This is a genomic window from Tateyamaria omphalii (assembly GCF_014651375.1).
Lineage (GTDB): Bacteria > Pseudomonadota > Alphaproteobacteria > Rhodobacterales > Rhodobacteraceae > Tateyamaria > Tateyamaria omphalii.
This window is the reverse complement of record NZ_BMWT01000001.1, coordinates 874829-901089: the sequence shown is the minus strand read 5'-3', so window position 1 is coordinate 901089 and position 26261 is coordinate 874829. Positions and strand designations below refer to the sequence as shown.

The 26261-nt window shown below is 57.0% G+C and carries 25 protein-coding genes and 1 tRNA gene; 18 read left to right on the top strand and 8 right to left on the bottom strand.

All coding sequences use genetic code 11. The features are described from left to right. The first annotated feature begins 21 nt into the window (after positions 1-21). The 10 genes from IE087_RS04280 (at position 22) to IE087_RS04235 (ending at position 10864) form a co-directional block, all read left to right on the top strand. Positions 22-834, top strand: coding sequence for a sugar phosphate isomerase/epimerase family protein (locus IE087_RS04280; RefSeq protein WP_229801259.1), 813 nt, complete (start codon positions 22-24; stop codon positions 832-834). Next, positions 834-1730 (top strand): HAD-IIA family hydrolase, encoded by an 897-nt coding sequence (locus IE087_RS04275; RefSeq protein ID WP_189367972.1) that lies wholly within the window; start codon positions 834-836, stop codon positions 1728-1730. Before IE087_RS04280 ends, IE087_RS04275 begins: the two co-directional genes overlap by 1 nt. A 334-nt stretch (positions 1731-2064) precedes the next feature. After that, positions 2065-3036, top strand: coding sequence for an ABC transporter ATP-binding protein (locus tag IE087_RS04270; RefSeq protein ID WP_229801258.1), 972 nt, complete (start codon positions 2065-2067; stop codon positions 3034-3036). After that, positions 3033-4136 carry an ABC transporter ATP-binding protein gene (locus IE087_RS04265; protein WP_308425420.1) on the top strand — a complete coding sequence of 368 codons (1104 nt, stop codon included), beginning with the start codon at positions 3033-3035 and terminating at the stop codon, positions 4134-4136. Before IE087_RS04270 ends, IE087_RS04265 begins: the two co-directional genes overlap by 4 nt. A 17-nt stretch (positions 4137-4153) precedes the next feature. Then, entirely contained in the window at positions 4154-5674 is a 1521-nt protein-coding gene (locus IE087_RS04260) for an ABC transporter substrate-binding protein (RefSeq protein WP_189367969.1), read from the top strand. A gap of 60 nt (positions 5675-5734) precedes the next feature. Next, positions 5735-6679 (top strand): ABC transporter permease, encoded by a 945-nt coding sequence (locus IE087_RS04255; protein ID WP_189367966.1) that lies wholly within the window; start codon positions 5735-5737, stop codon positions 6677-6679. 1 nt (position 6680) lies between these two features. After that, on the top strand, positions 6681-7568 hold the full coding sequence (locus IE087_RS04250) for an ABC transporter permease (RefSeq protein WP_189367964.1): 888 nt from the start codon (positions 6681-6683) through the stop codon (positions 7566-7568). An 11-nt stretch (positions 7569-7579) separates the two neighbouring features. Continuing rightward, the gene (locus IE087_RS04245; protein ID WP_189367962.1) at positions 7580-9361 is read left to right on the top strand and encodes a gamma-glutamyltransferase family protein; all 1782 of its coding nucleotides are present in this window, start codon (positions 7580-7582) and stop codon (positions 9359-9361) included. Further along, on the top strand, positions 9358-10104 hold the full coding sequence (locus tag IE087_RS04240; RefSeq protein WP_189367961.1) for a DUF1028 domain-containing protein: 747 nt from the start codon (positions 9358-9360) through the stop codon (positions 10102-10104). The genes IE087_RS04245 and IE087_RS04240 overlap by 4 nt, the downstream gene beginning before the upstream one ends. 55 nt (positions 10105-10159) lie before the next feature. Next, on the top strand, positions 10160-10864 hold the full coding sequence (locus IE087_RS04235; protein ID WP_189367959.1) for a FadR/GntR family transcriptional regulator: 705 nt from the start codon (positions 10160-10162) through the stop codon (positions 10862-10864). 145 nt (positions 10865-11009) lie between these two features. On the opposite strand, the gene IE087_RS04230 is transcribed toward IE087_RS04235, so the two are convergent. Beyond that, positions 11010-11615 carry a TetR/AcrR family transcriptional regulator gene (locus IE087_RS04230; protein ID WP_189367957.1) on the bottom strand — a complete coding sequence of 202 codons (606 nt, stop codon included), beginning with the start codon at positions 11613-11615 and terminating at the stop codon, positions 11010-11012. A gap of 91 nt (positions 11616-11706) precedes the next feature. On the opposite strand from IE087_RS04230, the gene IE087_RS04225 reads away from it, so the two are divergent. The 7 genes from IE087_RS04225 to IE087_RS04195 all read left to right on the top strand — a co-directional run bounded on the left by IE087_RS04225 (position 11707) and on the right by IE087_RS04195 (position 18427). Next, positions 11707-13143: a pyridoxal phosphate-dependent decarboxylase family protein gene (locus IE087_RS04225; RefSeq protein ID WP_189367956.1), complete on the top strand. Its 1437-nt coding sequence runs from the start codon at positions 11707-11709 to the stop codon at positions 13141-13143. Beyond that, positions 13140-14444: an MFS transporter gene (locus tag IE087_RS04220; protein WP_189367954.1), complete on the top strand. Its 1305-nt coding sequence runs from the start codon at positions 13140-13142 to the stop codon at positions 14442-14444. Before IE087_RS04225 ends, IE087_RS04220 begins: the two co-directional genes overlap by 4 nt. 62 nt (positions 14445-14506) lie before the next feature. Then, positions 14507-14935 (top strand): hypothetical protein, encoded by a 429-nt coding sequence (locus IE087_RS04215; protein WP_229801257.1) that lies wholly within the window; start codon positions 14507-14509, stop codon positions 14933-14935. Between the two features lie 63 nt (positions 14936-14998). Further along, complete coding sequence (locus IE087_RS04210; protein WP_189367950.1) at positions 14999-15889, top strand: MbnP family copper-binding protein; 891 nt, start codon at positions 14999-15001, stop codon at positions 15887-15889. A gap of 12 nt (positions 15890-15901) precedes the next feature. Then, positions 15902-17086, top strand: coding sequence for a methanobactin export MATE transporter MbnM (locus IE087_RS04205; RefSeq protein ID WP_189367949.1), 1185 nt, complete (start codon positions 15902-15904; stop codon positions 17084-17086). After that, on the top strand, positions 17086-17907 hold the full coding sequence (locus IE087_RS04200; RefSeq protein WP_189367947.1) for a copper chaperone PCu(A)C: 822 nt from the start codon (positions 17086-17088) through the stop codon (positions 17905-17907). The genes IE087_RS04205 and IE087_RS04200 overlap by 1 nt, the downstream gene beginning before the upstream one ends. 46 nt (positions 17908-17953) lie before the next feature. Further along, positions 17954-18427, top strand: a complete 474-nt coding sequence (locus tag IE087_RS04195) for a copper chaperone PCu(A)C (RefSeq protein ID WP_189367945.1) — start codon at positions 17954-17956, stop codon at positions 18425-18427. A 245-nt stretch (positions 18428-18672) separates the two neighbouring features. Here the strand turns inward: IE087_RS04195 and IE087_RS04190 are convergent, their stop codons facing one another. From IE087_RS04190 to IE087_RS04160, 7 genes are all read right to left on the bottom strand, one after another. Next, positions 18673-18885, bottom strand: coding sequence for a hypothetical protein (locus IE087_RS04190; RefSeq protein ID WP_189367943.1), 213 nt, complete (start codon positions 18883-18885; stop codon positions 18673-18675). 77 nt (positions 18886-18962) lie between these two features. Next, a complete protein-coding gene (locus tag IE087_RS04185) occupies positions 18963-20033 on the bottom strand; it encodes a helix-turn-helix domain-containing protein (protein ID WP_189367942.1) in 1071 nt (356 codons plus the stop codon). Positions 20034-20351: 318 nt separating this feature from the next. Beyond that, positions 20352-20428: transfer RNA gene (locus IE087_RS04180), tRNA-Arg, on the bottom strand. Positions 20429-20470: 42 nt separating this feature from the next. After that, the gene (locus tag IE087_RS04175; protein WP_229801256.1) at positions 20471-20932 is read right to left on the bottom strand and encodes a GNAT family N-acetyltransferase; all 462 of its coding nucleotides are present in this window, start codon (positions 20930-20932) and stop codon (positions 20471-20473) included. 182 nt (positions 20933-21114) lie between these two features. Continuing rightward, complete coding sequence (locus tag IE087_RS04170; RefSeq protein ID WP_189367940.1) at positions 21115-22425, bottom strand: ABC transporter permease; 1311 nt, start codon at positions 22423-22425, stop codon at positions 21115-21117. Further along, the gene (locus IE087_RS04165) at positions 22422-23228 is read right to left on the bottom strand and encodes an ATP-binding cassette domain-containing protein (protein WP_189367938.1); all 807 of its coding nucleotides are present in this window, start codon (positions 23226-23228) and stop codon (positions 22422-22424) included. The genes IE087_RS04170 and IE087_RS04165 overlap by 4 nt, the downstream gene beginning before the upstream one ends. 96 nt (positions 23229-23324) lie before the next feature. Then, positions 23325-24332 (bottom strand): taurine ABC transporter substrate-binding protein, encoded by a 1008-nt coding sequence (locus tag IE087_RS04160; RefSeq protein WP_189367936.1) that lies wholly within the window; start codon positions 24330-24332, stop codon positions 23325-23327. 394 nt (positions 24333-24726) lie between these two features. Between IE087_RS04160 and IE087_RS04155 the strand changes: the two genes are divergently transcribed. Next, positions 24727-26121, top strand: coding sequence for an aminotransferase family protein (locus IE087_RS04155; protein ID WP_189367934.1), 1395 nt, complete (start codon positions 24727-24729; stop codon positions 26119-26121). The last annotated feature ends 140 nt before the right edge of the window (positions 26122-26261 follow it).

Sequence of the window (26261 nt, the reverse complement as noted above, 5' to 3'; positions counted from 1 at the left end):
GTACATACGTCCATGTGGACGATGTCTTGGGATGCCGATGGGGCAGCGCGGGCCATAGCTGCCGCAACCGCATGCGGGATGGATTTCATAGAAATCGCCCTTCTTGATCCAGCATCCACCGATCCCACACTAGGCCGCCAACTTTTGGAGAATGCCAGTTTACCAGCTGTGTGTTCACTGGGCTTGCCAAAGGCAAACTGGGCTTCACGCGACCCAGAAGCTGCGATTGAATTCCTGTCCACCGCCATCGAAACCTGTGCCGCCCTTGGCGCGACCGCACTGACCGGCGTAACTTATGGCGGCATCGGAGAGCGATCCGGCACACCGCCAACCAATTCAGAACTCGACAATGTCGCCCGCGCGCTCGAGACCGCCGCCAAAATTGCCGGCCAACACGGTCTCCTGTTCGGGATCGAGCCGGTCAACCGTTACGAAACCCATTTGATAAACACGGCTAAACAGGGCGTCGACATGATCGAGCGGATCGGGGCAGACAACATGTTTCTGCACCTGGACACATACCATATGAACATCGAAGAAAAGGGGGCGGGAAACGGCATCCTCGCTGCACGCGAGCATCTGCGCTACATCCATCTTTCAGAATCCGATCGTGGAACGCCCGGGGCAGGCACCTGTGACTGGAATGAAATCTTCGCAACTCTGGCCGCTGTCAGCTTCGAAGGTGGTCTGGCCATGGAGAGTTTCATAAACATGCCACCCGAAATCGCGCATGGCCTGTCCGTATGGCGCCCCGTGGCAGACAGCGCCGAAGAAGTGATTGGTCAGGGGCTTCCGTTTCTGAAGGGCAAAGCGCGACAGTACGGGCTGATTTGATGTCTTACGAAAACACGCTCTCTACAGAAGGCGCGTTCCAGCGCTATGAAGAGGTACGATCAAGGTTTCCAACCGCTGAATTTGCGGATCGTAGCAAAGATTGCTCTGGGCTCACGGACATTGCCGACCAGTTTGACGCCTTCCTCCTCGACAGTTTCGGTGTGCTCAATGTGGGCGACCGCCCCATCCCCGGAGCCACCCAATGCATCGCCCGCCTCCGTGACGCCGGCAAGCGCCTTATCATCCTGACGAACGCTGCCAGCTATACACGCGATGACGCAGTTGAGAGGTACCACCGTCTCGGATTTGACTTCAACAAAGAGGAGGTCGTCTCGAGCCGAGATGTAACCATTCAAAGACTGGCACAGATTGCGCCCAGTGGTCGATGGGGCGCTGTGGCAACCCCGGAAGACTGCTTTGCGGACATCGATGCAGATATCAGGCATTGGGACGGGGATGATGTCGATGCACTGGTGTTCTTGTCGAGTGCCGTTCTGTCGCCTGATCTGTTCGCTAAATTGGAAAAGGCCTTGCGCAACAAACCCATTCCAGTGGTTGTCGCCAATCCCGACCTTGTCGCGCCGCGGGAGAATGGGCTTAGCAAAGAACCAGGCTACTATGCGCATCTTCTGGCCGACCGTCTTGGACTACTGCCAACTTTCTATGGCAAACCCTTCGGCGACGCGTTTGATGATGCCGCTGCCCGTCTGGAAGGCGTGAAACCCGAGCGTATTGCGATGGTCGGGGATACACTGCACACAGACATACTGGGAGGGCGTGCATTTGGTGCCAAAACAATTTTGGTGCGCGAACATGGCTTGTTTGCCGGCACAGATGTGAGCGCGTTTGTAAGAAGATCTCAAATCATTCCCGACTTCCAGTGCGATAGCATCTGAACCCGCCAAAGCTTCACAACAGATCGTCCGCCCAAGCGTCAACTGTGCGATGCCACCTCATCGCTCTGCGCGATGAACCATTGCGCATATTGGTTCAAACTGAAGCGACGCCCAACCTAAACCCCGCGGCATCCGTTGGTGCCTATTACTTGCACAGAAGGCTGTCAAATCCCCGCGTTTAAGAACTCTTGCTGGATTCGGCATTGACTCACGCGCACTCGCCGTGCCCCATACCAATCCTAAATTGGTCCATTTTCGCTTGGCAGGCTTCGAAGTGTCACAGCATATGCACAATCGGCAGGCACCCGTACTGGAACAATCTGGAGATTGCACCATGACGTTGACTGACCTAGCCTTGCGCTTCCGCGGACAACCGGCTGATGTCGTCGATCGTGTTTCGCTTGCTGTCAAATCAGGCGAAGTACTCTGCGTCGTGGGAGAATCTGGTTGCGGCAAGAGCGTCACCGCAATGGCTCTCATGGGACTGCTCCCTCAACAGAATACGGTTATTTCCTCAGGACATCTGACGGTTGGCCACACTGACCTCGATCTTACACGCGAAAGCCTGCCACCATCCGCGCGTGGCAATCGTGTCGCGATGATCTTTCAGGAACCGATGACATCCTTGAACCCTGCGTTTCGCATTGGAAACCAGATTTGCGAGACGATCATTCGACACACTGGTACTAATTCTGCAAATGCGCGCGCCCACGCCAAAGAGATGCTGCAACGCGTTGGCATCGCCAATCCGTCACAGCGGCTGCGTGAATACCCGCATCAATTGTCCGGTGGTATGCGGCAACGCGTCATGATTGCCATGGCCCTGGCCAACAATCCTCAGGTGCTTATCGCAGATGAACCGACAACCGCGCTGGACGTAACGATACAGGCACAAATTCTCGACCTGATCCGGGATCTTCGCGACGAAACCGGAATGAGCACGATCATGATTACCCATGACCTTGGTGTCGTGGCCGAGATCGCTGACCGAGTTGCAGTTATGTACGCTGGGCAGGTGGTTGAACAAGGGGCCGTGAGAGACGTTTTTGACAACCCTCAACACCCCTACACGATCGGTCTCATGAGCGCGATGCCCGGGCTTGGCCTTGAGGGAAAGCGTTTGGCCATTATTCCAGGCACCGTTCCAACCATATCGAATATGCCCAAGGGGTGCCGTTTCCGGACCCGCTGCGCCTTCGCCACATCAACATGTCAAGAGCGCCCGAAACTGAGGAAGATTGCGCCCCACCACGACACCGCCTGCCACTTCGCGCCCCTCGAAGCACATATCGAGGTGTCACAATGATGCCAGACACCATCCTTGAAGCCATTGATGTCACCAAGCATTTCGGAAAAGATGCGGGCTGGCCATCTCGAGCGCCGGTCGTGCAAGCGGTCGACGGGGTTTCACTCCAAGTTCGGCGCGGAGAGACTCTCGCAATTGTAGGCGAAAGCGGCTGCGGAAAGTCGACGCTCGCGCGCCTATTGATGCGACTTTTGACTCCAACCTCGGGCGAGGTGCTGTTTGACGGAAGACAGATAAGCAAGAGCCGGGGCGACGAGCTGCGGGCGCTGCGCCGTGACATGCAGTTTATCTTCCAAGACCCGTTCTCCTCCCTCAATCCTCGGATGACAGTGGCCAGGTTGGTAGGCGAACCTCTGGAAATCCACGCACCCGACTTATCCGCCTCCGACCGTCGCGCCAAAGTAGCTGAGCTGCTGCAACAGGTTGGCCTGCGCAGGGAACATGCAGACAGGTATCCACACGAGTTTAGTGGTGGCCAGCGACAGCGGATCGGGATCGCGCGCGCTTTGGCATCCGGTCCAAGGCTTATCATTGGGGATGAACCAGTCTCGGCGTTGGATGTCTCGGTGCAGGCGCAGGTGATCAATCTGCTGGGCGATCTGTCCCGCGACCTTGGGCTGACCCTCGTGATCATCGCACATGATCTGGGCGTGATCCGGCACATGAGCGACCGCGTGGCCGTTATGTATCTGGGCCGGATTGTTGAAATCGGCAAAACCGAAGATGTGTTTTCGGACCCGAAACACCCCTACACGCAGGCGCTTTTGGCTGCGATCCCCTCAATGAACGGTCCAACGGCGGATCACGCTGCAACAGTTCATGGCGAGATGCCCAGCCCATCAGACCCACCACCAGGCTGCCGGTTCCACACACGTTGCCCGCACGCCCAGGACCTATGCAAAATCCAGACCCCGCATCTAAGCGCTGCGCAGGAGACATCCCACCAGGTAGCTTGCCACTTCGCTGACGCTTTGCAGCGACGTATCCCACCATCAAACGCAACACAGAAGTCCAAGACTGCCGAAGCACGTTTCGCGCTTTATCGCGCGGCGACAGAAGGCGGCACCATTGCGCACAACACACAACAAGATCAACCATGAACAGAGAGGATTTGAAGATGCCACAGATTAAAAAGGCCATTGTCACTGCGTTGGTTGGCGCAACCGCACTTACGGCCAGCCCGGTGCTGGCCAAGGATCTGCGGATCGCATTGCAATCGGACGCAGACGTGCTGGACCCGGACCAATCGCGTACATTTGTGGGGCGGATTGTCTACGCCTCGCTATGCGACAAGTTGGTAGATATCACGCCCGACCTCGAAATCATCCCTCAGTTGGCAACGTCCTGGAGTACGTCCGAGGACGGGACTGCAATTACAATGCAACTGCGCGAGGGTGTGGTGTTCCACGATGGCACGCCATTCAACGCCGAAGCGGTGGCCGCCAATATCGAACGATCGCAGACGATGGACGAGTCGCGCCGCAAATCCGAGCTGGCTTCGATCACCTCGACCGAAGTCACGGGCGATTATGAAATCGTGCTCAACCTCGCTGGACCCGACGCCACCCTCATGGCGCAACTGGCTGACCGCGCAGGTATGATGGTCTCACCCACGGCGGCGGCTGCGGCTGGAGTGGATTTCGGGTTGAACCCGGTCTGCTCGGGCGCGTTCAGCTTCAGCGAACGTGTCGCACAGGACAAAATCGTTCTGACCAAGTTCGCCGACTACTGGAACGCCGACGCGATCCACTTTGACAGCGTCACCTTCCTGCCGATCCCCGACACCACCGTGCGCCTTGCGAATCTGCAAGCGAGTGACATCGACATGTTGGAGCGCTTGAACGCAACGGACCTGACACAAGCCAACAACGATCCCGACATCATCGTCGATAGCGCGGTATCGCTCGGCTACCAGGCCATCACCTTCAACATCAACAACGGCCCAAGTGGAGACAATCCTTGGGGTAACGACAAACGTCTGCGTCAGGCGCTAAGCTATTCGATTGATCGCGAGGCGCTGAACCAGGTGGTCTTCGAGGGTGCATTTGCACCGGGTAACCAGCCGTTCCCTTCGACGTCACCGTGGTACAATCAGTCATTGCCGCTAGAAGCGCGCGATGTTGAGAAATCGAAGGCGCTCCTGGCCGAAGCTGGCTTTGCCGATGGTCTGGAACTCGAAGTGCAGGTGCCCAATTCCACCGAACCGCTTGCCGTCATGCAAGTGGTTCAAGCCATGGCGGCTGAGGCTGGGATCGATATCAAGCTGACCTCTAAAGAGTTCGCAACACTGTTGGCTGACCAATCCGCTGGCGACTATACGGCAAGTCAGATCGGCTGGTCGGGTCGTGTTGACCCGGACGGGAACAACCACCCGTTCGTGACTACCAATGGCGGGATCAACGACTCTAAGTACTCCGATCCGAAGATGGACGAATTGATGGACGCCGCTCGCGTGGCTGGCAGCACCGAAGAGCGCAAAGCACTCTACGATGAAGCCATGACAATCCTGCTGGATGATCTAAACCGTGTGTTCCTGTATCACGTCAATTGGATTTGGGCCTACAACAGTAACATGAAAGGTTTCACACCCTATCCCGACGGCATGATCCGCCTCGAGAACGTGACCTGGGAAGAGTAATCATGACTGCCCGCACTGTCCCTGCGAACAGTGCGGGCACTTTGATTCTGAGGCTTTGACATGTTGGCGTTCCTGCTGCGACGTATCCTGATTGCAATCCCGACAATCGTGATCATCTCGATCATGGTTTTCGGTTTGCAACATCTTTTGCCGGGCGATCCGCTTCTTGTGCTGGCAGGGGAAGAGCGTGATCCGGCGGTGTTGGAGGCGCTGCGCGAGAAGTACCGTCTGAACGACCCGATCCCGTTGCAATACTTGGCGTGGGTCGGAAATGCGCTGCAAGGGGACTTGGGCGTTTCGCTACGAACCAATCAGCCGGTGACGGAGCTCATGGCACAGAAACTTCCCGTCACCATTCAACTCGCCCTGATGTCAATGATCTTTGCGCTTGTTATCGGTATCCCGGCGGGCATCCTGTCGGCTGCCAAAAAGGGTACAGCGACGGATTACGTCGCCAATGTCGTGGCCCTGTCGGGCCTGTCCATCCCAAATTTCTGGCTAGGGATCATGCTGATCCTGTTGGTGTCCGTGAAGTGGCAGTTGTTGCCCGCGTCTGGTTACGTACCGCCGTCCGAGGACCTCTGGCAATCGATCCGTACCATGCTGATGCCGTCCTTCGTCCTTGGCACGGCGCTGGCTGCAACGCTGATGCGGCACACCCGCTCGGCGATGATTGGCGTGCTCAGTGCGGATTACGTGCGCACGGCGCGCGCCAAAGGGTTGTCCGAACGCGTCGTCATCCTCAAACATGCCTTGCGCAATGCGCTCACACCCATTGTCACACTGACCGCGCTTTTGTTTGGAGAGTTAGTGGCCGGTGCCGTTCTCACCGAGCAGATATTTACCATTCCAGGCTTTGGCAAGCTGGTCGTCGATGCGGTGTTCAACCGCGACTACGCCGTGGTGCAGGGCATTGTTCTGGTCACCGCCGTGGGGTTCATCTTCATGAACCTGTTTGCCGACGCGATGTACTTCGTTCTCAACCCGCGTCTCAGGGGGCAGTGACATGACCCAGACCGCAACCAATACGACAGTGCCCGTTGATCCCGTTCTGGAGGCCCGCCCCGAGAACCGCGTGTGGAAGAAATTCCGCAGCCACAAGAGCGCGATGGTCGGCGGTGCGCTGGTCGTGTTCTTCATACTCATTGCGCTGGCAGCCCCTATAATCCCAATCCCCGACCCTGCAGCGACGGATTGGGGCGCGGTGCGTAAAGCGCCAAGCTGGGACCATTGGATGGGCACTGACGAGATTGGGCGTGATGTCATGGCACGGTTGATCTGGGGTGCGCAGGCATCCTTGGCTGCGGGTGTCGTTTCGGTCGGGATCGCCGTTCTCTTCGGCGTGCCCTTGGGCATCGTGGCTGGATATTTCGGTGGTTGGACCGACGCCGTCATTTCGCGCTGCACCGAGGCTCTTCTGGCTGTGCCGTTCCTGATCCTCGCAATTGCACTCGCCGCATTCCTAGGGCCATCCCTGAGCAATGCCATGATCGCCATCGGGATATCGGCAACACCGATATTCATACGCCTGGCCCGCGGGCAAGTCCTGAGCATCAAGGAAGAGGATTATGTCGAAAGCGCGCGCGCAGTCGGATTGCCGACGCCCAAGGTCCTGTCGCGCTACATCTTTCCCAATGTCCTGCCACCTATTCTGGTGCAGGCAACGCTCACAATTGCCACGGCCATCATCGCTGAGGCATCCCTGTCGTTTCTCGGCCTTGGTCAGCAACCCCCTGCACCCAGCTGGGGGTCCATGTTGAACACTGCCAAGAACTTCCTCAATCAAGCCCCCTGGATGGCCATGTGGCCGGGCCTATCGATTTTCTTCGTGGTGCTGGGGTTCAATCTTTTGGGTGATGGTCTGCGCGATGCGCTTGACCCACGCGAACACTAACTGGAGGCTTCATGTCCGACTTCACAACCCGCCCCGAGATCAGAGGCACCTTCGGCGTCGCAACTTCGACGCATTGGATCGCATCGGCGGTTGGGATGAGCATTCTCGAAAAGGGCGGCAACGCTTTTGATGCCGCCGTGGCAATGGCATTAACTTTGCAAGTGGTAGAGCCGCACCTGAATGGCCCCGCTGGCGACATGCCCGCGATCTTCTATTCTGCCGAAACCGGCAAGGTCGAAGTGCTCTGCGCTCAAGGCGTAGCACCCGAAGCCGCAACAATTGAGCACTACACAACACAGGGTCTGACCCTGATCCCGGGCTCAGGGCTTTTGGCAACCGTGGTCCCCGGTGCCTTTGACGGCTGGATGCTGATGTTGCGCGACCACGGGACGATGACACTGCGGGACGTCATGCAACCAGCCATCGACTATGCCCGCGACGGACATCCTATCTTGCCGCGCGTCGCCAACACGATTGCGGGACTGCAAACTTTCTTTGAAGAGGAATGGCCCACTTCCGCTGCAGTCTGGGCACCCGGTGGCCGCGCGCCAGAACCAAACGAGCTGTTCAAAAACCCAGATCTGGCGGCAACCTATGATCGCCTGGCCTCGGTGTCAGGCGACACAAGAGAGGCTCAGATTGACGCAGCTCGGCAGGAATGGCGCGAGGGTTTTGTCGCGAAAGCGATTTTCGACTACCTCGAGGATGCGCATGTCATGGACGTGTCAGAGGCCAAGCACAGTGCCGTTCTGGCCCCTTCGGACATGGCTGACTGGCGCGCGACATATGAAGTGCCACTGGACTGCAACTACCACGGCTGGACCGTGTACAAGACCCACGCCTGGTCTCAGGGACCGGTGCTGTTGCAAACGCTGGCGATCCTTAAGGGGTTCGACATCGGTGCGATGGATCCGAACGGAGCCGAATTCGTACATACCGTGATTGAGGCGATGAAGCTCGCATATGCAGATCGTGAGGCCTATTACGGCGACCCGGATTTCAGCGAAATCCCGATGGATGTATTGCTGAGCGAGGAATACAACGCCGAGCGCCGCAAGCTGATCGGGGCCGATGCGTCGCTCATCCAACGCCCTGGGCGCGTGTCGGGGTTCGAGGCACAAGCGGATGCCTACATTGAACGCGCACAGCGCGACTTCAAGGTCGGCAACGTTGCAGCACAAGAACCGACGATGTCACACCTGACCGAGAAACGCGGCGATACGGTGCATCTAGATATCATTGACCGCTTGGGCAACATGGTGGCCGCCACGCCGTCAGGCGGATGGTTGCAGAGCAACCCGGTTGTACCGGGCCTCGGCTTCCCACTCAACTCACGGGCGCAGATGTACTGGTTGGAGAAGGGCCTGCCGACCTCGCTGGTGCCCAAGAGTCGTCCGAGAACCACGCTGACCCCCAGCTACGCCGAGAAGGATGGCATGCAATTGGTGTTCGGCACGCCCGGTGGTGATCAGCAAGACCAGTGGCAGTTGATTTGGTTCCTACGCTTTGTCCACTTCGGTATGGGCCTGCAGGAATGCATGGACCAACCGCTATTCCATTCCATGCACTTCCAAGGCTCTTTCTTTCCAAGAGAGGTCAAGACAGGTGAAATGATGATCGAGCCCAATGTCGGCGCAGACGTGATTGATGACCTGCGCGCGCGCGGACACAAGGTAACAGTAGCTGAGCCGTGGACGGTCGGACGGCTTACGGCTGCGATGCGCCAGCCGGATGGCACACTGCGCGCGGCCGCCACCCCCCGATTGATGCAAGCATATGCGGTAGGCCGATGACATTTTCCCTGATTGCCAAAGACACCGATGGAAGCATCGGCCTGATTGTCGCCAGCAAGTTCTTTGCCTGCGGCGCCGTGGTACCCTTTGTTTCGGACAAGGTCGCAGTCGCGAGCCAGGCGTTCTGCAACCCCGTCTGGGGAACCGAAGGGCGCGCACGAATGATAGCAGGTGAAGCGGCCGAGGCTGTCCTGAACGATCTGGTGAAACGGGATGAGGGACGCGCGATACGGCAAGCGCACATGATGGATGTCGGTGGCAATTTCGCAGCGCACACGGGATCGGAATGCGTTAACTGGGCTGGTCATCTAATCCAAAGCGATCATTCGGTCGCAGGCAATATGCTGGTCGGGCCAGACGTGCTTGCTGCCACCTCGGAAGCGTATTCCAACGGGTCCGACCTCCCCTTTGCGGAGCGCTTGATTGCCGCCATGCGGGCTGGTGAAACGGCTGGTGGGGACAAACGTGGCCGCCAATCCGCTGGTCTGATGATCCATCGAGGACAGGCTCACCCTTGGCTCGACCTGCGCGCGGATGATCATGCAGACCCCCTGGGGGAACTGGCGCGCCTTTGGGACGTTGCACAGGAACGATATGTACACTTTGCCAAGGGAATGCCTAGCGCCGAACACTTCTCGGGTTTTCCAACCCGTGACGGGATTGACGCAGACATCGCGCGTGCGGAAGCAGAGCGCATCGCCGCCGGACGTCCGAGCCGATCGCATGCGGTTGAACTTGAATAGCAATGGGAGCACCAGCTAAAGCACGATGTGATCGTCAGGAGACTTGGGACCCGAAATGAACGTCATGCCGCCCAAAGGCCCGCAACAACAGGTGCGAACGCGTCTGCTGGATCTGATCAAGTCCGGGGACCTCGGATCCGAAGGCAAGCTCCCAACGGAACGCGCGCTGGCGGATCGTTTCGGTGTCGGCCGTCGCTTTATTCGACAAGCGTTGGATGGGCTTGAGGCCGAAGGTCTTGTTTGGCGCAGACAAGGCAAAGGGACATTTGCCGGGCAACCCGCCGACCCGATGGGCGATCTGGCAGCGAAAATTACGGGTGAAACCAATGCGCTTGAAGTCATGGAAGCGCGTCTGTGCATCGAACCAGAGCTGGCCGCATTGTGTGCAAAACGTGCACTCCCCGAAGAAGTAACCCGTTTGCGCATGTTGGCTCAGCGACAATGGGAAGCGACCGATGCCCAAGCCATGGAGCTGTGGGATGGATCCTTACATCGCTTGATTGCACAATGCGCCCGAAACCGCCCGCTTCTGACAGCCTATTCAATGCTAGATAAAATCAGGTCTAACCCTTCTTGGGTACGTATCCGGGCCAAGAGCCGGACCGAAACATCTTTGCAAGTCACAAACAGCGAACACACTGCAATCGTGGAAGCGATTGCAGCAGGCCATGCAGACGCCGCGCGCATTGCAATGCGCGATCACCTAGAGACGCGGTTCGCCGCATTGCGTGACGAACTGGTTGCGGAACAGATTGAATAGATAGTCACTATTTGAACCTAACGACGTCTTCGGTCCCCACAAGTAAACGGTGACACGGTCGCTAAAGCAGCTGCATGTGCCACTAGGGACATGGACGGCGCGCCGCTCGACCTTCATTCGCTCTCCTCACAGGATAGAGATCGTGTCAGGAGCCGAGCATCCGCAATATGTAGGATTTGTGCAGGTTAAGCAGTGGTTCCGCCTCTGCAGGGCCGACTATTTGTGCATGTCGCAAAACCTGACCCGTACTCAGAACAATGTGCATGCTCAGGGCCTCGTGGTCATGGTGCACATTTTCCGACAACCATAGTTGAACCCATTTTGCGATTGCGCCCGCATTTTTTCTTGAATCTTCAAGATTGAGCGCCCGCAACTCAGGGTCCGCCTGACCTGCGAACCACAGCTCAAGGTAATCTGGGTTGTCCATGTAGTAGGAAAGAACGGCGTCGAGAACATTCGGGATGACGTCCTCGGCGGTGCGCCCTTCAATAGTGGGCGCGTAGCCATCCAGGAACGACTGTACCGCTTCCATGTGGCGCAGGGATAGCGTACGTATCAGGGCTGCTTTGTTTGGAAAAAACTGATAGAATGTCGCTATGTTGATGTCGGCGTGGCGGGCAATCTCCCGCACACCAAGATTTGGCAAACCCTTCTGCACAATGAGCTTCGACGCGGCGTTCAAAATTGAGTCCAGCCGCCCTTTGCTGCGCGCCTGAGACGGCGCTTTGCGCATCTCGATATCATCGCTCATCGTGACCTCCGTTTATCACATGACTTGACGGGTCTTTGTCAAAAGCGCTACCCATAAAATACAATCAATGCTTATGTTTTGGGAGGGGAACATGGGTAACAAACCAATATTGGATACGGCCACTCCGGCAAAAGACGTTTTGGAGCAACTGAACGCTCTTGCCGCTACCGATATGTCAGGCGACGACGTGGCCTTGGTATCCGGACGGTATGACGCCGGGGCCGAGGTAAACGCGCTGGCCAGGACCGCCTACATGCAGTTTCTGGACCAGAACGCTCTCTATTTTAACCTTTACCCTTCTGTCGTTCAGATGGAACGTGCATTGGTTGAAACCGGGCTGGATCTGTTGCGAGGCAGCGGCGATTGCTGCGGGATGGTATCGAGCGGCGGCACCGAGAGCATCATTCTTGCGGTCAAGGCAGCTCGGGATTATGCCCGTGCGACACGGCCCGAGATTAAGACACCAAAGATGGTCCTGCCGATCACGGTGCACCCCGCATTCCACAAGGCGGCGCAGTATCTTGGCGTTGAATTGGTCATCACCAAGGTGGACCCGACCGGGTTCCGTGCCGACCTAAGCGATTTTGAAGCCGCCCTGGATGATCAGTGCATTCTCGCGGTCGGATCAGCCCCGAACTATTCCCATGGCACCGTAGACGCCATTGCAGACATGTCTGAGATGGCCCGCAAACGGAATATCTTGTTCCACGTTGATGGTTGTGTCGGTGGTCTCTATCTGTCGTTCCTGCGGAGGCTTGGGCAATATGATACACCCTTTGACTTCTCACTGCCTGGGGTGACGTCTATTTCGGCGGACTTGCACAAGTATGGCTACGCGCCAAAGAACGCGTCACTGGTGATGTTTCGCCACCGGGCCTTGCGCAAGGCAGCGTGGTTCATCAACTCGACAACAACGGAATACGCGGTGATCAATCCGACCGTGCAATCGACACGAACGGCAGGCCCGATCGCCGCCGCATGGGCAGTGATGAAGCATCTTGGCTACAGCGGATACGAAGCGATGACCGAGGTGTGCCAAAATGCGACGGCAAAGACGATCACCGCCATTTCCGACAACCCCGACATACGTGTTCTGGCGGATCCGGAAATGAGTATGTTCACTCTGGCGTCCGACACTGTGAACATCTTTGAAATCGATGACGAGATGCGCGATGCGGGCTGGGTGCTTACTCCGCAATTCGCCTGCGGAGGCGGCCCCGCCAATGCGCATGTGAGTGTCCATATGGGTGTGCTCGACCAGATGCCTCGCTTTGCAGACGATTTGCGCCGCTGCTCTGATCGGCTCAAACTGGACGGAAGCAGTGTTGATCTGGATGCCATACAATCGGCATTCGCAAATGTGGCAGGCGCGCCGCTGGAGCAAATGATGGGTGCCATGTTGCCGCTTGCCGGGTTGACCGGTCCGGACTTGCCGGAAAAGTCCGCCACCTTGAACACAATCCTGAACCTGATGCCCGGAGAAATGCGCGATCAGGCACTCGGAATGTACTTGAGCATGATTAGATGACATCGCGGCTTTCCCTGCGCCAGGCCACCTCATATGGTGTGGGCTCCATTGCAACTGGGATTTTTTCGACCGCACCGGGTTTGTTTCTGGTCTTCTACCTCACCGAATATGTTGGGATTTCGCCCTTTCTTGCGGGAATTGCATTCTTCCTGCCGCGGCTTTGGGACGTCATCACCGACCCACTGGTCGGCATCCTCAGTGACCGAACCCGGTCTCGTTTCGGAAGGCGCAGACCGTATATGGCGATCGGCGCACTCACCGCCCCCCTTTGTTTTGCCGCGGTGTTCTATGGCGGGCAAAGCGGTGACACCATGAGCAGTTTTTGGGCAGTGATGATCGCCTATGCATTGTTGGCAACCTTCTTCACGGTCTTTGCGATCCCCTATATTGCAATGCCAGCCGAGTTTACGGACGACCCAAGAGAACGCACACGCGTGTTGTCGTTTCGCATGGGAGGGTTGGTTCTTGGCATCCTCTTGGCCGGTGCAGCCGGCCCCGAGGTGATCAAGGCAGCCGGTGGTGGCATTGACGGGTACCGCGCAATGGGCATGACGCTGGGCGCACTCATGGCTGCGGCCATGATCATCTGTGTCGTGGGGACAGCCGGAACGCAAAACGTGGTGCGCACTCAATCCTTGCCTGGATTGAGGACCATTGTCGCGGTTGCGCGTAGCAACAAGCAGTTTCTAATTTTGCTCGTTGGCTACGGCCTGCAGGCCATCGCTATCGGTGCCATGCTGGCCCTGTTGCCCTTCTTCAGCAAATACATCCTCGGTGGATCAGAAGGGACAACCACCATCCTGTTTCTTTGCCTCGTGTTGCCATCGCTTCTGTCCATGCCCTTGTGGGTGTTGATTGGAAAACGACTTGGCAAAGGGCGGTCCTTCCTGACATCAACCCTGCTTTTTCTTGCACCGACGATACTCCTGTTGGCAGCTGGTGAAGGAACCATTCTGTTGGCGACCCTTTGCGTCGCCGTTTCAGGTCTCGGCTATGCCGGTTTACAGTTGTTCCCTTTTTCGATCCTCGCCGACATCGCTGCAAACGACCGAGAGCAATCAGGAGAGGCGAGAGAAGGAGGCTTTACCGGTATTTGGATGGCCAGCGAAAAGATTGCGGCCGCCACCGGAGGATTCGCTGCGGCAAGCATCCTTGGGCTTTTCGGGTTTGTTGAAGGCGCAGGAACGTCAACGACCCTCACCCAGTCAGAAAATGTGCTCACGGGCATTGTGGTCGGGTTCGTTGTCACACCATCACTGCTGTTGTGCGCCAGCCTGATTTGGGTGAAGCGCTTGATATAGCGGCATGGCCGCAATCAGACTTCGCGACCTACTGCAGGGTTCAACGCTTTTGTCAAACACTGATGATGATCCGGCCGAGACTGCGACATTCTAAAACTGGCGCCCAATATGACGTCGATGGTACGGTCAGCGTGATGATCACCATGGTTCGAAAAATCTGGTTTACGATTCTCCTTGCGACCACCTTGGTGGTTGCAAGCGTGCATTTTGCCGGCAATTCGATCCGCGCCGAAACGCACGATCCGGAGCTTGTCGCCTATCTTGCGATGGGTGGCTCCCTGGACGATCTATGCGTGACCGACGACGGTGCGCACAATCACGCAAACTGCCCGTTTTGTCGGGAACTCGACATCTTCGAGTTGGCAAGTCATGTCCCTTGCCCCGTGCCTGTTGTCGAGGAAAAGGTCATTGCGGTTTTGCCACCGCAAGTCCTCGTCACAGGCGACACGCATCACGTGCGGCCTCGGTCGCGCGCACCACCGTTTTCATAAGCTCCCAACCTGACTGACATCTTTTGCGGCTTTCGCCGCAGTAACGTTTTTTCTGGAGGACCTATGAAACGGTTTCTTTTGAGTGCTGTGTTTCTCGCAGCGCATCCCGCGTTTGCGGACCAGCCTGTCGAAATCACATTTGCGGCCGAACTTGGCGGTCAACCTTTCTCTTGCCTTGAAACCTATGACGGTATCGGCGCGGGCACCGCACCGGTTCAGGTACTGGACTATCGAATGTTTGTGTCCGAACCCGCCCTGATTACCACCGATGGCACTGCCGTGCCCATTGCGCTTGAACAAGACGGCGCTTGGCAGGTTGAGAATGTCGCGCTGCTCGATTTCGAAAACGCCACCGGCTCCTGTACCAATGGCACCGGTGCAACCAATATGACGCTGCGGGGCACTGTACCTGACGGTGAATACACCGGGCTAAGCTTTGCCATTGGTGTGCCCTTCGATTGGAACCACGGTGATCCGACCGTTGCACCATCGCCATTGAACCTAACGGCCATGTTCTGGAACTGGCGTGCTGGCTACAAGTTCATAAAATTTGAAACGAGCCCGGTCGCAGGCGACGGCATGAACAAGGCATCCGCAGCACATAGCGAGGGCGATGGGCATGGCCATGGCGACAATGCTTCATCTGGCTGGTTCCTGCATCTCGGATCAACCATGTGCGCCGCGCCATCGCGCACCGAAGCGCCAAGCGAAGCCTGCGCAAATCCCAATGTAATGCAGGTTGCCTTTGACGCTTTTGATCCGGCCAGTCACGTCGTCGTCGTTGACCCTGCACCGGTCATTGCCGATGCCGACCTCGCCACGAACACACCTGAGACAAGCCCCGGCTGTATGTCGTTCCCCAACGATTCTGACTGCAACACAGTGCTTCCCCGGCTTGGGCTGGACTTCAACGCGTTCGGCGCCGAAGACCAACTGCTCGTCTCAAAGCGGTAGGACATCATGCTGATGCGATACGCTCTGATTGGGCCGATCGCAGGTCTGGCACTGGCGGTACCAAGTACCGCCAGTGCTGACCTGAACGATCTGGGCTTCCGCTGGTTGATGCCTGCATGGTTGGCGCCGCCGCCAGTGCCAGATGACAACCCGATGAGAATCGAGAAAGTCGAGCTCGGCAGGCACCTATTCTACGATGCAAGATTATCGGCCGATGGGACAGTTGGCTGCGTCTCCTGCCACGTGCAGGAACAGGCCTTTACAGATGGTCGTGCGCTTTCTATCGGCGTGTTTGACACCGAGGCCGCGCGCAATGCCCCCGGCCTTGCGAATGTCGGCTATAACCCCGCGCTGACATGGTCCAATCCACATGCAGACACTTTGGAATTCCAATCACTGTTCCCTCTGTTCGGAACAGAGCCTGTCGAGATGGGTATGGCAGGGATGGAACAAGAGTTGTTTGCACGGTTGACCGCTGATGACTATTACCCGGATGCCTTCGCGACCGCTTTTCCCGAACATGACGGAACGATTGACCTGTTCACAATCACCCGCGCACTCGGGGCATTCCAAAGGTCAATGATCTCGGTCGACAGCCCTTATGATCGATACAAATACGGCGGTGATGCCTCGGCCATGACACCCGCCGCTTTGAGGGGTGAACAATTATTCTTTGATCACAGGTTTGAATGCTACCACTGCCATCTTGGCGTCATGTTCACCGACAACCTGCAAACAGCACGCTCGCCCTTCGTCGAAACCGCGTTCCACAATAATGGTCTCTACAATATCGGCGGAACCGGGGCGTATCCTCCGGGCGCACAAGGCTTGGCCGAGTTCACAGGGCGCGACGAAGACATTGGCCGTTTCCGAACACCCTCGTTGCGCAATGTCGCCATGACCGCGCCCTACATGCATGACGGTTCGATTGAGACACTGCGTGAAGTTATCGACCACTATGCGGCGGGCGGGCGTACGATTGCAGAGGGACCGTTTTCGGGCGTTGGCGCAGACCATCCCAACAAAAGTGGGCTCCTCATCGGCTTCAAAGCGACTGAACAGGAGGTCAATGACCTGATCGCGTTTCTCGAAAGCCTGACGGATGAGAGATTTCTCACGAACCCGGCATACGCTGATCCGTGGCCAGAAGATCATCCCGCGCGGGCAAACCGTGCAATGCCAGAGGAGGTGAACTGATGCGGCGAGTCCTGCTTTTTATCTTTGCAATTATCTGCGCGACGCCGGTTATGGCCCACGAATACCTGGTCGGCAATCTGGCAATCATTCACCCTCACACACCGCCCACCGGACCAGAGATCAACGTCGCCAACGGATACATGGAACTTTTCAACGGCGGGTCAGAACCGGAGCGTTTGCTCGCTGTGCGCAGCGGGATTGCCGATGTGTCATTTTTTGATCCAACGGGCGATGATGGTCGTGGTCTTCGCGTCGCCGACGCGATTGAGATTTCACCGGGTCAATCAGTCCCTCTAGGACCGGATGAATTGCAAATCCGCTTTGCGGGCTTGGACACCCCCCTTCGTATCGGAGACAGGTTCCTCGCCACACTTGTATTCGAAACGGTGGGTGAAGTGACCGTCGAATTCTGGGTTGAAGGCATACCCGAAACGCTTGCTGATCCGGTTTTGGCAATGCCAACCGACACACCGCCCGATGACGCCGCCATAGCAGACATCGCAAGGCAACTTCGCGCACGCCTTGGGGCGGAAACCGACATTCTGACCACATCTGTTGCAGGGTCCGCTGCAGTGGTGGGGTGGGCACTGGGCAACGACGCCGGGCGCGCCTTTCTGCGGCAGCGCAATGAAAACTGGCAGCTGGTCCTTCTGTCCGGCGGAAGCCTTCTAAGCCCTGCCGGTCTGCGTGCCCAGGGCCTGTCGCCACGTCTTGCAAGCGAACTGTTTGACGCGCTCCAAGAAAACGAGGCGCGGTTGCCAGGTGAAATGCAAACCCGGCTCAACGCATTCGAAGGGACGTTAATCGTCCCGGCGGAGTGAAACGGGCAACCTCGAGAACCTTTCTGAACACCAAAAGGAGAATTCAATGAAACGTCTACTAGTCATATCCGCCCTGGCCCTTTGCGCCACATCCGCTGGTGCCCATGAATTCAAGACTGGACCACTGGTTGTGGATCATCCCATGGCCTTTCCCACAATGGCGACGGCCATGTCAGGCGCGGGCTATTTCTCGGTTACGAACACGGGCACCGAAGACGACCGCCTTATTGGTATCCGCGCCGATTTTCCCCGCGTTTCACTGCATGGAACCAAGAACGAAGATGGCGTCATGAGCATGTTCAGTGTCGATGCCATTGATATACCTGCTGGCGCAACCGTTGCGCTGGAACCCGGTGCAAAGCATATCATGTTCATGGGATTGAGGGGCAATCCTTTTGAGGTCGGCGACAAGATCCCGGCGACCCTGATTTTTGAGAAAGCAGGCGAGGTGGAAGTGATGTTTCATGTCGAGCCTCGCGGCAAGGCATCCGACGAGGTTGATCACTCGGCACATAACTGAACAGCTTCAGATTGTGGTCCCGATACTGTGTCTTAGGCAACGCCTCGTCATTTTGGTCCAAAAACACTGACCGTCTTTGGGCCAATTGGGCCCCAAGGTGAATGGCCATAATTGGACACATTCCACTGCAGTCTGTCGCAGTTGCAACCCGAGCTGCGGCGCAGCATCTTTTTCATGCAGACGTTCGAGGTTTCGTTTGTGATTGCAGCAAGGATCGTCTCTATGCAGATCCTTGCTGCTGTTTGTCAGAACCTTTTCAACGATTCCTTGCTGCGCTCATCTTGATCTTGCACAGCGGCATCATTTGGACGCGGTGCGGTCGCCTTCGGGGCGCACAACTGCATGAAGCCGCAGAACGTTCCATCCTCGGGATAGGTGGAAGGTATATGCGCAGGCATCGCCTGTACTTGGACCATACTGGCCATTGCAATCGCCAGAGCCAAAGTGAATTCTCGCATGGGACATCTCCATTCTCTGATGCGTCTGCCCCAAGACATGTATCCACCACACTTTTGATGCGCGTCGTGTTTGAAAATCAGTGCAGATTTGCAGGTATCGGCGATGACCTTTCAGAATCGGCGCGTCGTTCTGACAGCGCCATCCGGCGATACTCGGTCGGACTGTGCCCGATCTCGGCTCGAAACGCCCGATTGAACGGCCCCATCGAGGAGAAACCGACATCATAGGCAACTTCAAGCATGGTGGTGTGCATGTGTGCGGGGTCCTGCAATACTTGGCAGGCCGCTTCAATCCGAGCTCGATTGATGAAACTGGAGAAATTGCGGTGTCCCAACCCCTGATTGATTGCCTGGCGCAAGCGGTGTTCGGGAACGGCCAGCTTTGCCGCCAAGGCACCGATCGTCAGCCCTTCCTCCCGCCAGATACCAGCTGCCATGGCCGACTTGATCCGGCCAATCAGAACCGTATCCGCCCCTCTGGTCGGCACAGGTGCGGTGGTTGTCTCGGTGTCGGAATCTGTTTTCCCAGGCCACCGTTCCATTTCAGGACGCAATAGCCACAGGGCAAAAGCCACACATACACCAAACGTTCCGGCGGCCTGCAACAACGCCAACAGCATCGAGTTTGCATTAAATATCCCGATGGCCTGCCCACCTGTCAGCGCAAACGCCAAGCCGGCAATGGCGACGGCGAAGGCTGGCCTGGCTCGGCACCGACATTCCACGAGATCATCCCGCGCAGTCCATAGCGCCATCAAGACAAGCGCCCCATAAAGTCCAACACCAAAGGCAACACAAAACGGAAAACCGCCCGGCACCGCCAACTCGATGTAGAACGTAGCCGCTGTCACCAAAGCAGCGACAGCCCAAGGCCACCGTAGTCGCGGCCCGTCGAGAAATATACTGACTATGAACCACGTGATCGCCGCGGGCGTCAAAGCCGTCAGCAATATCAGATTGCTTTCCACCGAAGGCGGTAAATCAAAATGAAATGCCGCTTGCGTTACGAGAAATGCCGACTTGCACAGCGCAAGTGCCACCACAGACAAACGCCCCTCCCACCCGACAGGCGCGCGCCACATCAGAAGGGCAAAGAGCAACAACATCGTAATGGCGCCGCTGCGTAGCCCCAGGTCCAAGTATATCATGCCCGTTGCCCTCTTTCGCTTAACCGGCCCGGCCCCCAACCTAACCTGATTTCATCCGTCAGGTGCGCCGATTCCTAAAAAAAGACGCGCCGATTTTTTAATTTCGGCACGTTAGCACAGCACAATTGCTTTGGTTGACTTACAATCAAACCAACATAGAAAGCCTTGGCCAAACGGCCAGAACAGTAGATTTGACGATAAGCACACGAAGCCTCGAAACGTATCAGGCGAACCCAAATTCACATCCGGTCGCCATCAGAAATCCGTTTTTTGATTTCGAAACGGACTTTAGATGTCGAACGCCAGTCGATGACGCTATGGCGATCCCTGAAGGACTCGAACCCTCAACCTGCTGATTAGAAGTCAGCTGCTCTATCCAGTTGAGCTAAGGGACCGCTGACGTTGTCATGCCGCAGCACGGCCTGTAGGGCAAGTCTTCAAAGTTGCCGTGTCATGAAAACACTTAGTGGATCCAATACGTAGTCACCAAAGGGTGGGCACTCCTTGAAATCATGCGCAGCATAGAGCCTGCGCGCGGGCGCGAACATCTCCGCCGACCCTGTCTCAAGACTGACTTGCTTCAGGCCAATGTCACGTGCGTGATCCAACAATGCGTTGAGTATGGCACGCGCGACACCACGCCCACGCGCTTCCGCCGCGGTGTGCATTGATTTCAGTTCACCATGACCCGGCTCAATGACGGCTATGGCCCCAACACCCAACACGGCGCCACCATCGCGTGCCGCGAACAAGGCTGCGTCTCGCTCCAGCAGTTTGTCGGGCTCCAGTACGTGGCAGCTTTCTTCAGGCGACGAGGCGCGCATCAGCTCGAAATGGCGCAGAAGCAGCGCCTGTACATCAGCGTTGGCTGGGGTGTCCAAATCGACGGCAATCATCATAGGCAACGTAGTGAAGGCTTCAGGAGTTTGAAACCCAAATAATTCCGTGTTCTTCGTACAATGACAAGCGGTGTGCGGTTCACAGTTTGAAAGGCGACCTGAAAGCCTCCCGCAGCGACAGGTTCAAATGAAAACGGCGCCACACCGGGCGCCGTTTCCAAGTATCTCAGGCTCCAGTCGGATCAGACTTTGCCCTTCCAAGGGATCAACCAGTTTTCCAGCGATCGCATACCGACTTCGATAGCAAAACCAATCACGCCGATGATGATGATGCCAACGATGATGATGTCAGTCAGCTGGAACTTGGAGGCCGTCACAATCATCTTACCGAGGCCGACATTCGCCGCGACAAGCTCCGCCGCAACAACGGTTCCCCAGCAGACACCCATCGCAACCCGGGCGCCGGTAAAGATGTCGGGCAATGAGTTCGGGACAATCACCTTGGACAGGATTTGCCATTTCGACGCGCCCAGGGAATAGGCGGCGTGAACCTTGGAAATGGCCACACCGGACACACCAGACCGCGCCGCGATAATCATGATCCACAGGGCCGCCAGGAACAGCAGGACAACCTTGCCAACCTCACCAATCCCGAACCAGATGATAATCAGCGGGATCAAGGCAAGGGGTGGGATGGGACGCATGAACTCGACGATGGGGTCAAACCAGCCCCGCGCCCAGCCTGTCAGACCCATTGCATAGCCGATCGGAACACCAACAACTGCACCGATGAGAAAACCCAAAACGACCCGCTTTAGCGAAAACCAAGTATGCTCCAGTAGCGTATAGCCCTGATAACCTTCCTGGTTCAGCCAGATGAAGCGCTGAAACACGACTTCGGGTGCGGGGAGATAAAGCCGGGCCATACGGAGTCCAACGGCAGGTTCAAAGGTCGGTGTACCCTTGTCTGTCAGGCCAATCGTCCCCTCATCCACCCTGATCGACTCACCCGGTGCAATGGGCTGGCCATTGATGGCAACAACAGTTGAACCATCTCGCTTTGAAACTTCGTCATTGGCCCAGACGTTGACCACCTTGAACGAATAGCGCGCAACAGTCAGGCTGTCGTTCTTGGCAAAACCGTCACCCAGTTCGACTTCAGCGGGATCAGGCTCGCGGCCCGGGTTGCCTTCGTCGTCAATGGTCTGCTGAATGTCTTCGCGATACACCCGCATCGTCACAGTTGCGTCGTCGGTCGTGCCGTCCTCAAGCTGCGCCGTGTAGGTAAAAGTCATATCGCCCGAGAATGGTCCGGGGAACTTCAGCAGCGGAATGGCCGAGTTGGTGAAGGCCACCCACAACCAGAACACCGTGATGACCGAGATGACGGACGCCACCCGGTTCGCAGTGATCGCGCTTTCATCACCGAAGGTGACGGTTTTCAGTTTATTGAAACCCTTCTTTTCAAAGGCGCTTTTGAACACGGCCTTTGCAATGAAGAACGATCCGAAAAAGGCGCCTACGTAAAGCGCAAGAACAAGTAACCCAGTCATGCGTTTTCCTCCGTCCGGCCCATAATCTCTTCTTCCATGTTCCAGATCATCTCGAGAATCTCTTCCCGCGTCGGCGCATAGTCTTTGTGCTTTTTGACCTCACGCAGATCATTGCCAACTCCCATGTCGGCAAACGGCAAGCGATATTCCTTGTGAACACGACCGGGGCGCGGCGCCATAACCAGCAAACGTTCACCCAGCAACAACGCCTCTTCAACCGAGTGCGTGATCAGGATGATCGTTTTGCCTGTGTCCTTCCACAGATCAAGGACAAGGCTCTGCATCTTTTCGCGGGTTAGCGCATCCAGCGCGCCCAACGGTTCGTCCATCAGAATTACGTCCGGGTCATTAGCCAGACACCGGGCCAAGGCTACACGCTGCTGCATACCGCCTGACAGCTCGTAAACCGCCTTTTCCTTGAAGTCCTGCAAACCGACAACATCCAGAAGATGCTCAACCTTCTCTTTGCTCTCGGCGCGGCTCATACCCTTCATGTCGGGACCAAAGCTCACGTTGTCCCGCACGCTCATCCATTCGAACAACGCGCCCTGCTGGAACACCATGCCACGCTCAGGACCGGGGCCATGCACCACTTCTTCGTTTAGCTGAATGTTGCCTTCAGTCGGGGCCAAGAACCCCGCCACGATGTTCAAAAGCGTGGTCTTGCCACAACCCGAGGGGCCAAGCACGCTCATCAGTTCGCCGGACTTGATGTCCAGCGTCACGTTCTTCAACGCCTGCACATGACCGCCGTTCGGCAGATCAAAGCGCATCGAAATATCATTTATGAGAAGTCCAGACACCCGGATCCCCCTCTTGCCAAGATGGGACGCTCTGTCTTCAGAGCGGAAAAGGGGTGGGCACTATGCACCAGCGCCCACCCCCGAAAAACGACGTGATTAGTTGGCAGAAGCCAGCGGATCTGCGTTCACGTTGTCAGTGTAGGACGCTTTCGCCGCATCTATGGATCCGGCCGAAACAAACACGTCTGCAACACCCTTCATAAAGGTCGCTGCATTGCCACCCAGCCATGCATTGCTCAACTGGTCATCAACCGTTGGGAACACAAAGGTGGACAACGTGGCCGCTGCGTCATCTTCAGACATACCGGCGTCTTTCGCGATCACTGGAAGCATCTTGGCGTGGTTTGCTTCATCGGCCCACATCGCGTTGGCAGCTGCTGTCACCGCCAGGAATTGCGACACAAGCTCGCCTTCCTGAGCGACAAAGGATGTTGGACCGGTTGTCGCGTCGAACACCAGGATGCCCAGCTCGGTTTTTTCCGCACCAGTCAGCAGCACGTTGCCCGAGTTCAGCATGCGGCGCAGCGCACCACCCCAACCGCAGGCCATGTCAACAGCACCCTGGCTCAGCGCAGCTTCACCTTCCTGTGGCGCCATGTCGACGACCTCAAGGCTGTCGAGAGAGACGTTGAAGTGCTCCATCTGCTTGAGGAAACCGTAGTGGGCCGCGGTGCCCAGCGGAACGGCAACTTTCTTGCCGGCCAGCTCGCCTGCACTGTCCTTGTCGATTTCCAGGTCGGCGCGCACGACGCAGTTGTCGTTGTCAGCATAGGACACGGCAACGTCGAGCACTTGTAGGTCCTGACCGGCCGACGTCGCAACCACGAAGGGCGGAATACCTTGGCTTACGGACAACTGAACGTCGCCGGACGCCATTGCCGCAGACATCGCGGTACCGGTGTCAAAGCTCACCCAGTTGATCTTGGTGCCGCCCATTGCTTCTTCATACATGCCGGTTTCTTTGGCGAACTGGAACGGCATCGGCCATTCCAGGAAGTAGGCAACGGTGATTTCACCGCCATGGCCCGCAGCAACAGCACCCTGTGCGCCGGCCAGCATTGCAGTGGCTGCAACAGCACCCATCAGCTTTGTCTTGAATGTCATCTTAGTACTCCCGTGTTTTCCACGAACCCGTCCGGTCCGCTTTTGGATCATGTCGGGCGGTATTCCGCCTCTGGTCGCACGCGGCTTGCCGCGTCGCTGGCGTGATCCGAGCCGATAATGCCGCCCGGATCAACGTAAAATCCGGGCTTCTGTCATAATTTTGTGCAGGTGAACCAAGTCTTTCGGATTCTCAAATTCCGAACAGCCCCATGAAAACATGGGGTTTTCGGAGACCGCTTGTGAATTGGCATACCCAAACCCCGCTTAACTGGCTTTACTTGTCATCATAAACTGGCCCTACTGTTGCGACCAGATTCTCAGCGATTGTGCGCTTCAGCAAGCTTGATTGGCCCTTTGTTTCATGGGCCGCACTCTCTCTCGAAAGGTTGACCCCATGGACGGAACGTTCAACGAAAACGATATGACCCGCGTGATCGAAGCCGACCGCGCAAATGTTTGGCACCATTTGGTTCAACACCAACCCTTTTTTACCGGTGCGGACCCCAAGATCATTATCGAAGGCAAGGGGCTTCGCGTCTGGGACCAAAAGGGCACTGAGCACATCGACGCGGTTTCCGGCGGTGTCTGGACCGTGAACGTCGGCTATGGCCGCGAGTCGATGGGTGATGCAGTCCGCGACGCCATTGTGAAAATGAACTTCTTCGGCGGTACCGTCGGATCGATCCCCGGCGCGCTCTTTGCAGAGAAGCTACTGACAAAGATGCCTGGCCTGGATCGCGTCTATTATGCCAATTCCGGTTCCGAAGCGAACGAGAAAGCGTTCAAGATGGTCCGCCAGATCGCGCACAAGCGCTATGGGGGCAAGAAGCACAAGATTCTGTACCGCGACCGTGACTACCACGGCACGACCATTGCATGCCTTTCGGCGGGCGGTCAGGACGAACGCAACGCGCAATACGGCCCCTTCACACCGGGCTTTATCCGCGTCCCTCACTGCCTTGAGTACCGCAAGCACGAGCAGGAGGGCGCGCCTGATGCGAACTACGGCGAATGGGCAGCGAACCAGATTGAAGAGGTTATCCTGCGCGAAGGTCCCGACACCGTGGGTGCACTGTGCCTTGAGCCGGTCACAGCCGGTGGCGGCGTGATCGTGCCGCCCGAGGGGTATTGGGACCGCGTCCAGGAAATCTGCAAGAAATACGACATCCTTCTACACATCGATGAAGTCGTCTGCGGTGTGGGACGTACAGGAACATGGTTCGGGTACCAGCACTACGGCATCAAACCCGACATGGTCACAATGGCCAAGGGTGTCGCTTCCGGTTACGCCGCTATCTCTTGCCTTGCGACCACGAACGAAGTCTTCGACATGTTCAAGGACGACACGGCCGACCACCTCAACTACTTCCGCGATATCTCGACCTTTGGCGGCTGCACGGCGGGCCCGGCAGCGGCGCTTGAAAATATGCGGATCATCGAGGATGAGGACCTGCTTGGAAACACAACAGCCATGGGCGACTACATGCTCGACAAGCTGGCGGAACTCAAAGACAAGCACGCCGTTGTCGGCGATGTGCGCGGCAAGGGGCTGTTCCTGGGTGCCGAATTGGTCGCTGATCGTGACAGTCGCGAGCCCGCGGAAGAGGCGAAAGTTCAGGCGGTGGTCAAAGACTGCATGGCACAGGCCGTCATCATCGGCGCAACCAACCGCAGCTTGCCGGGCAAGAACAACACGCTTTGCTTCTCGCCTGCCCTGATCGCCACAAAGGACGACATCGACCAGATCGTTGGTGCCGTGGATGGAGCACTGACACGCGTGTTTGGCTGATCAATTCAAAAAACTTGTTGAAGGGCGGGGGCAACCCCGCCTTTTTTCTTTGAAAGCGGCCCACGCGGCACCTCAACCCAAACACACACAGTCAACACCGCGTGAAAGAGATTGGACCGTTCCCGTTCCACTTGTTTTGG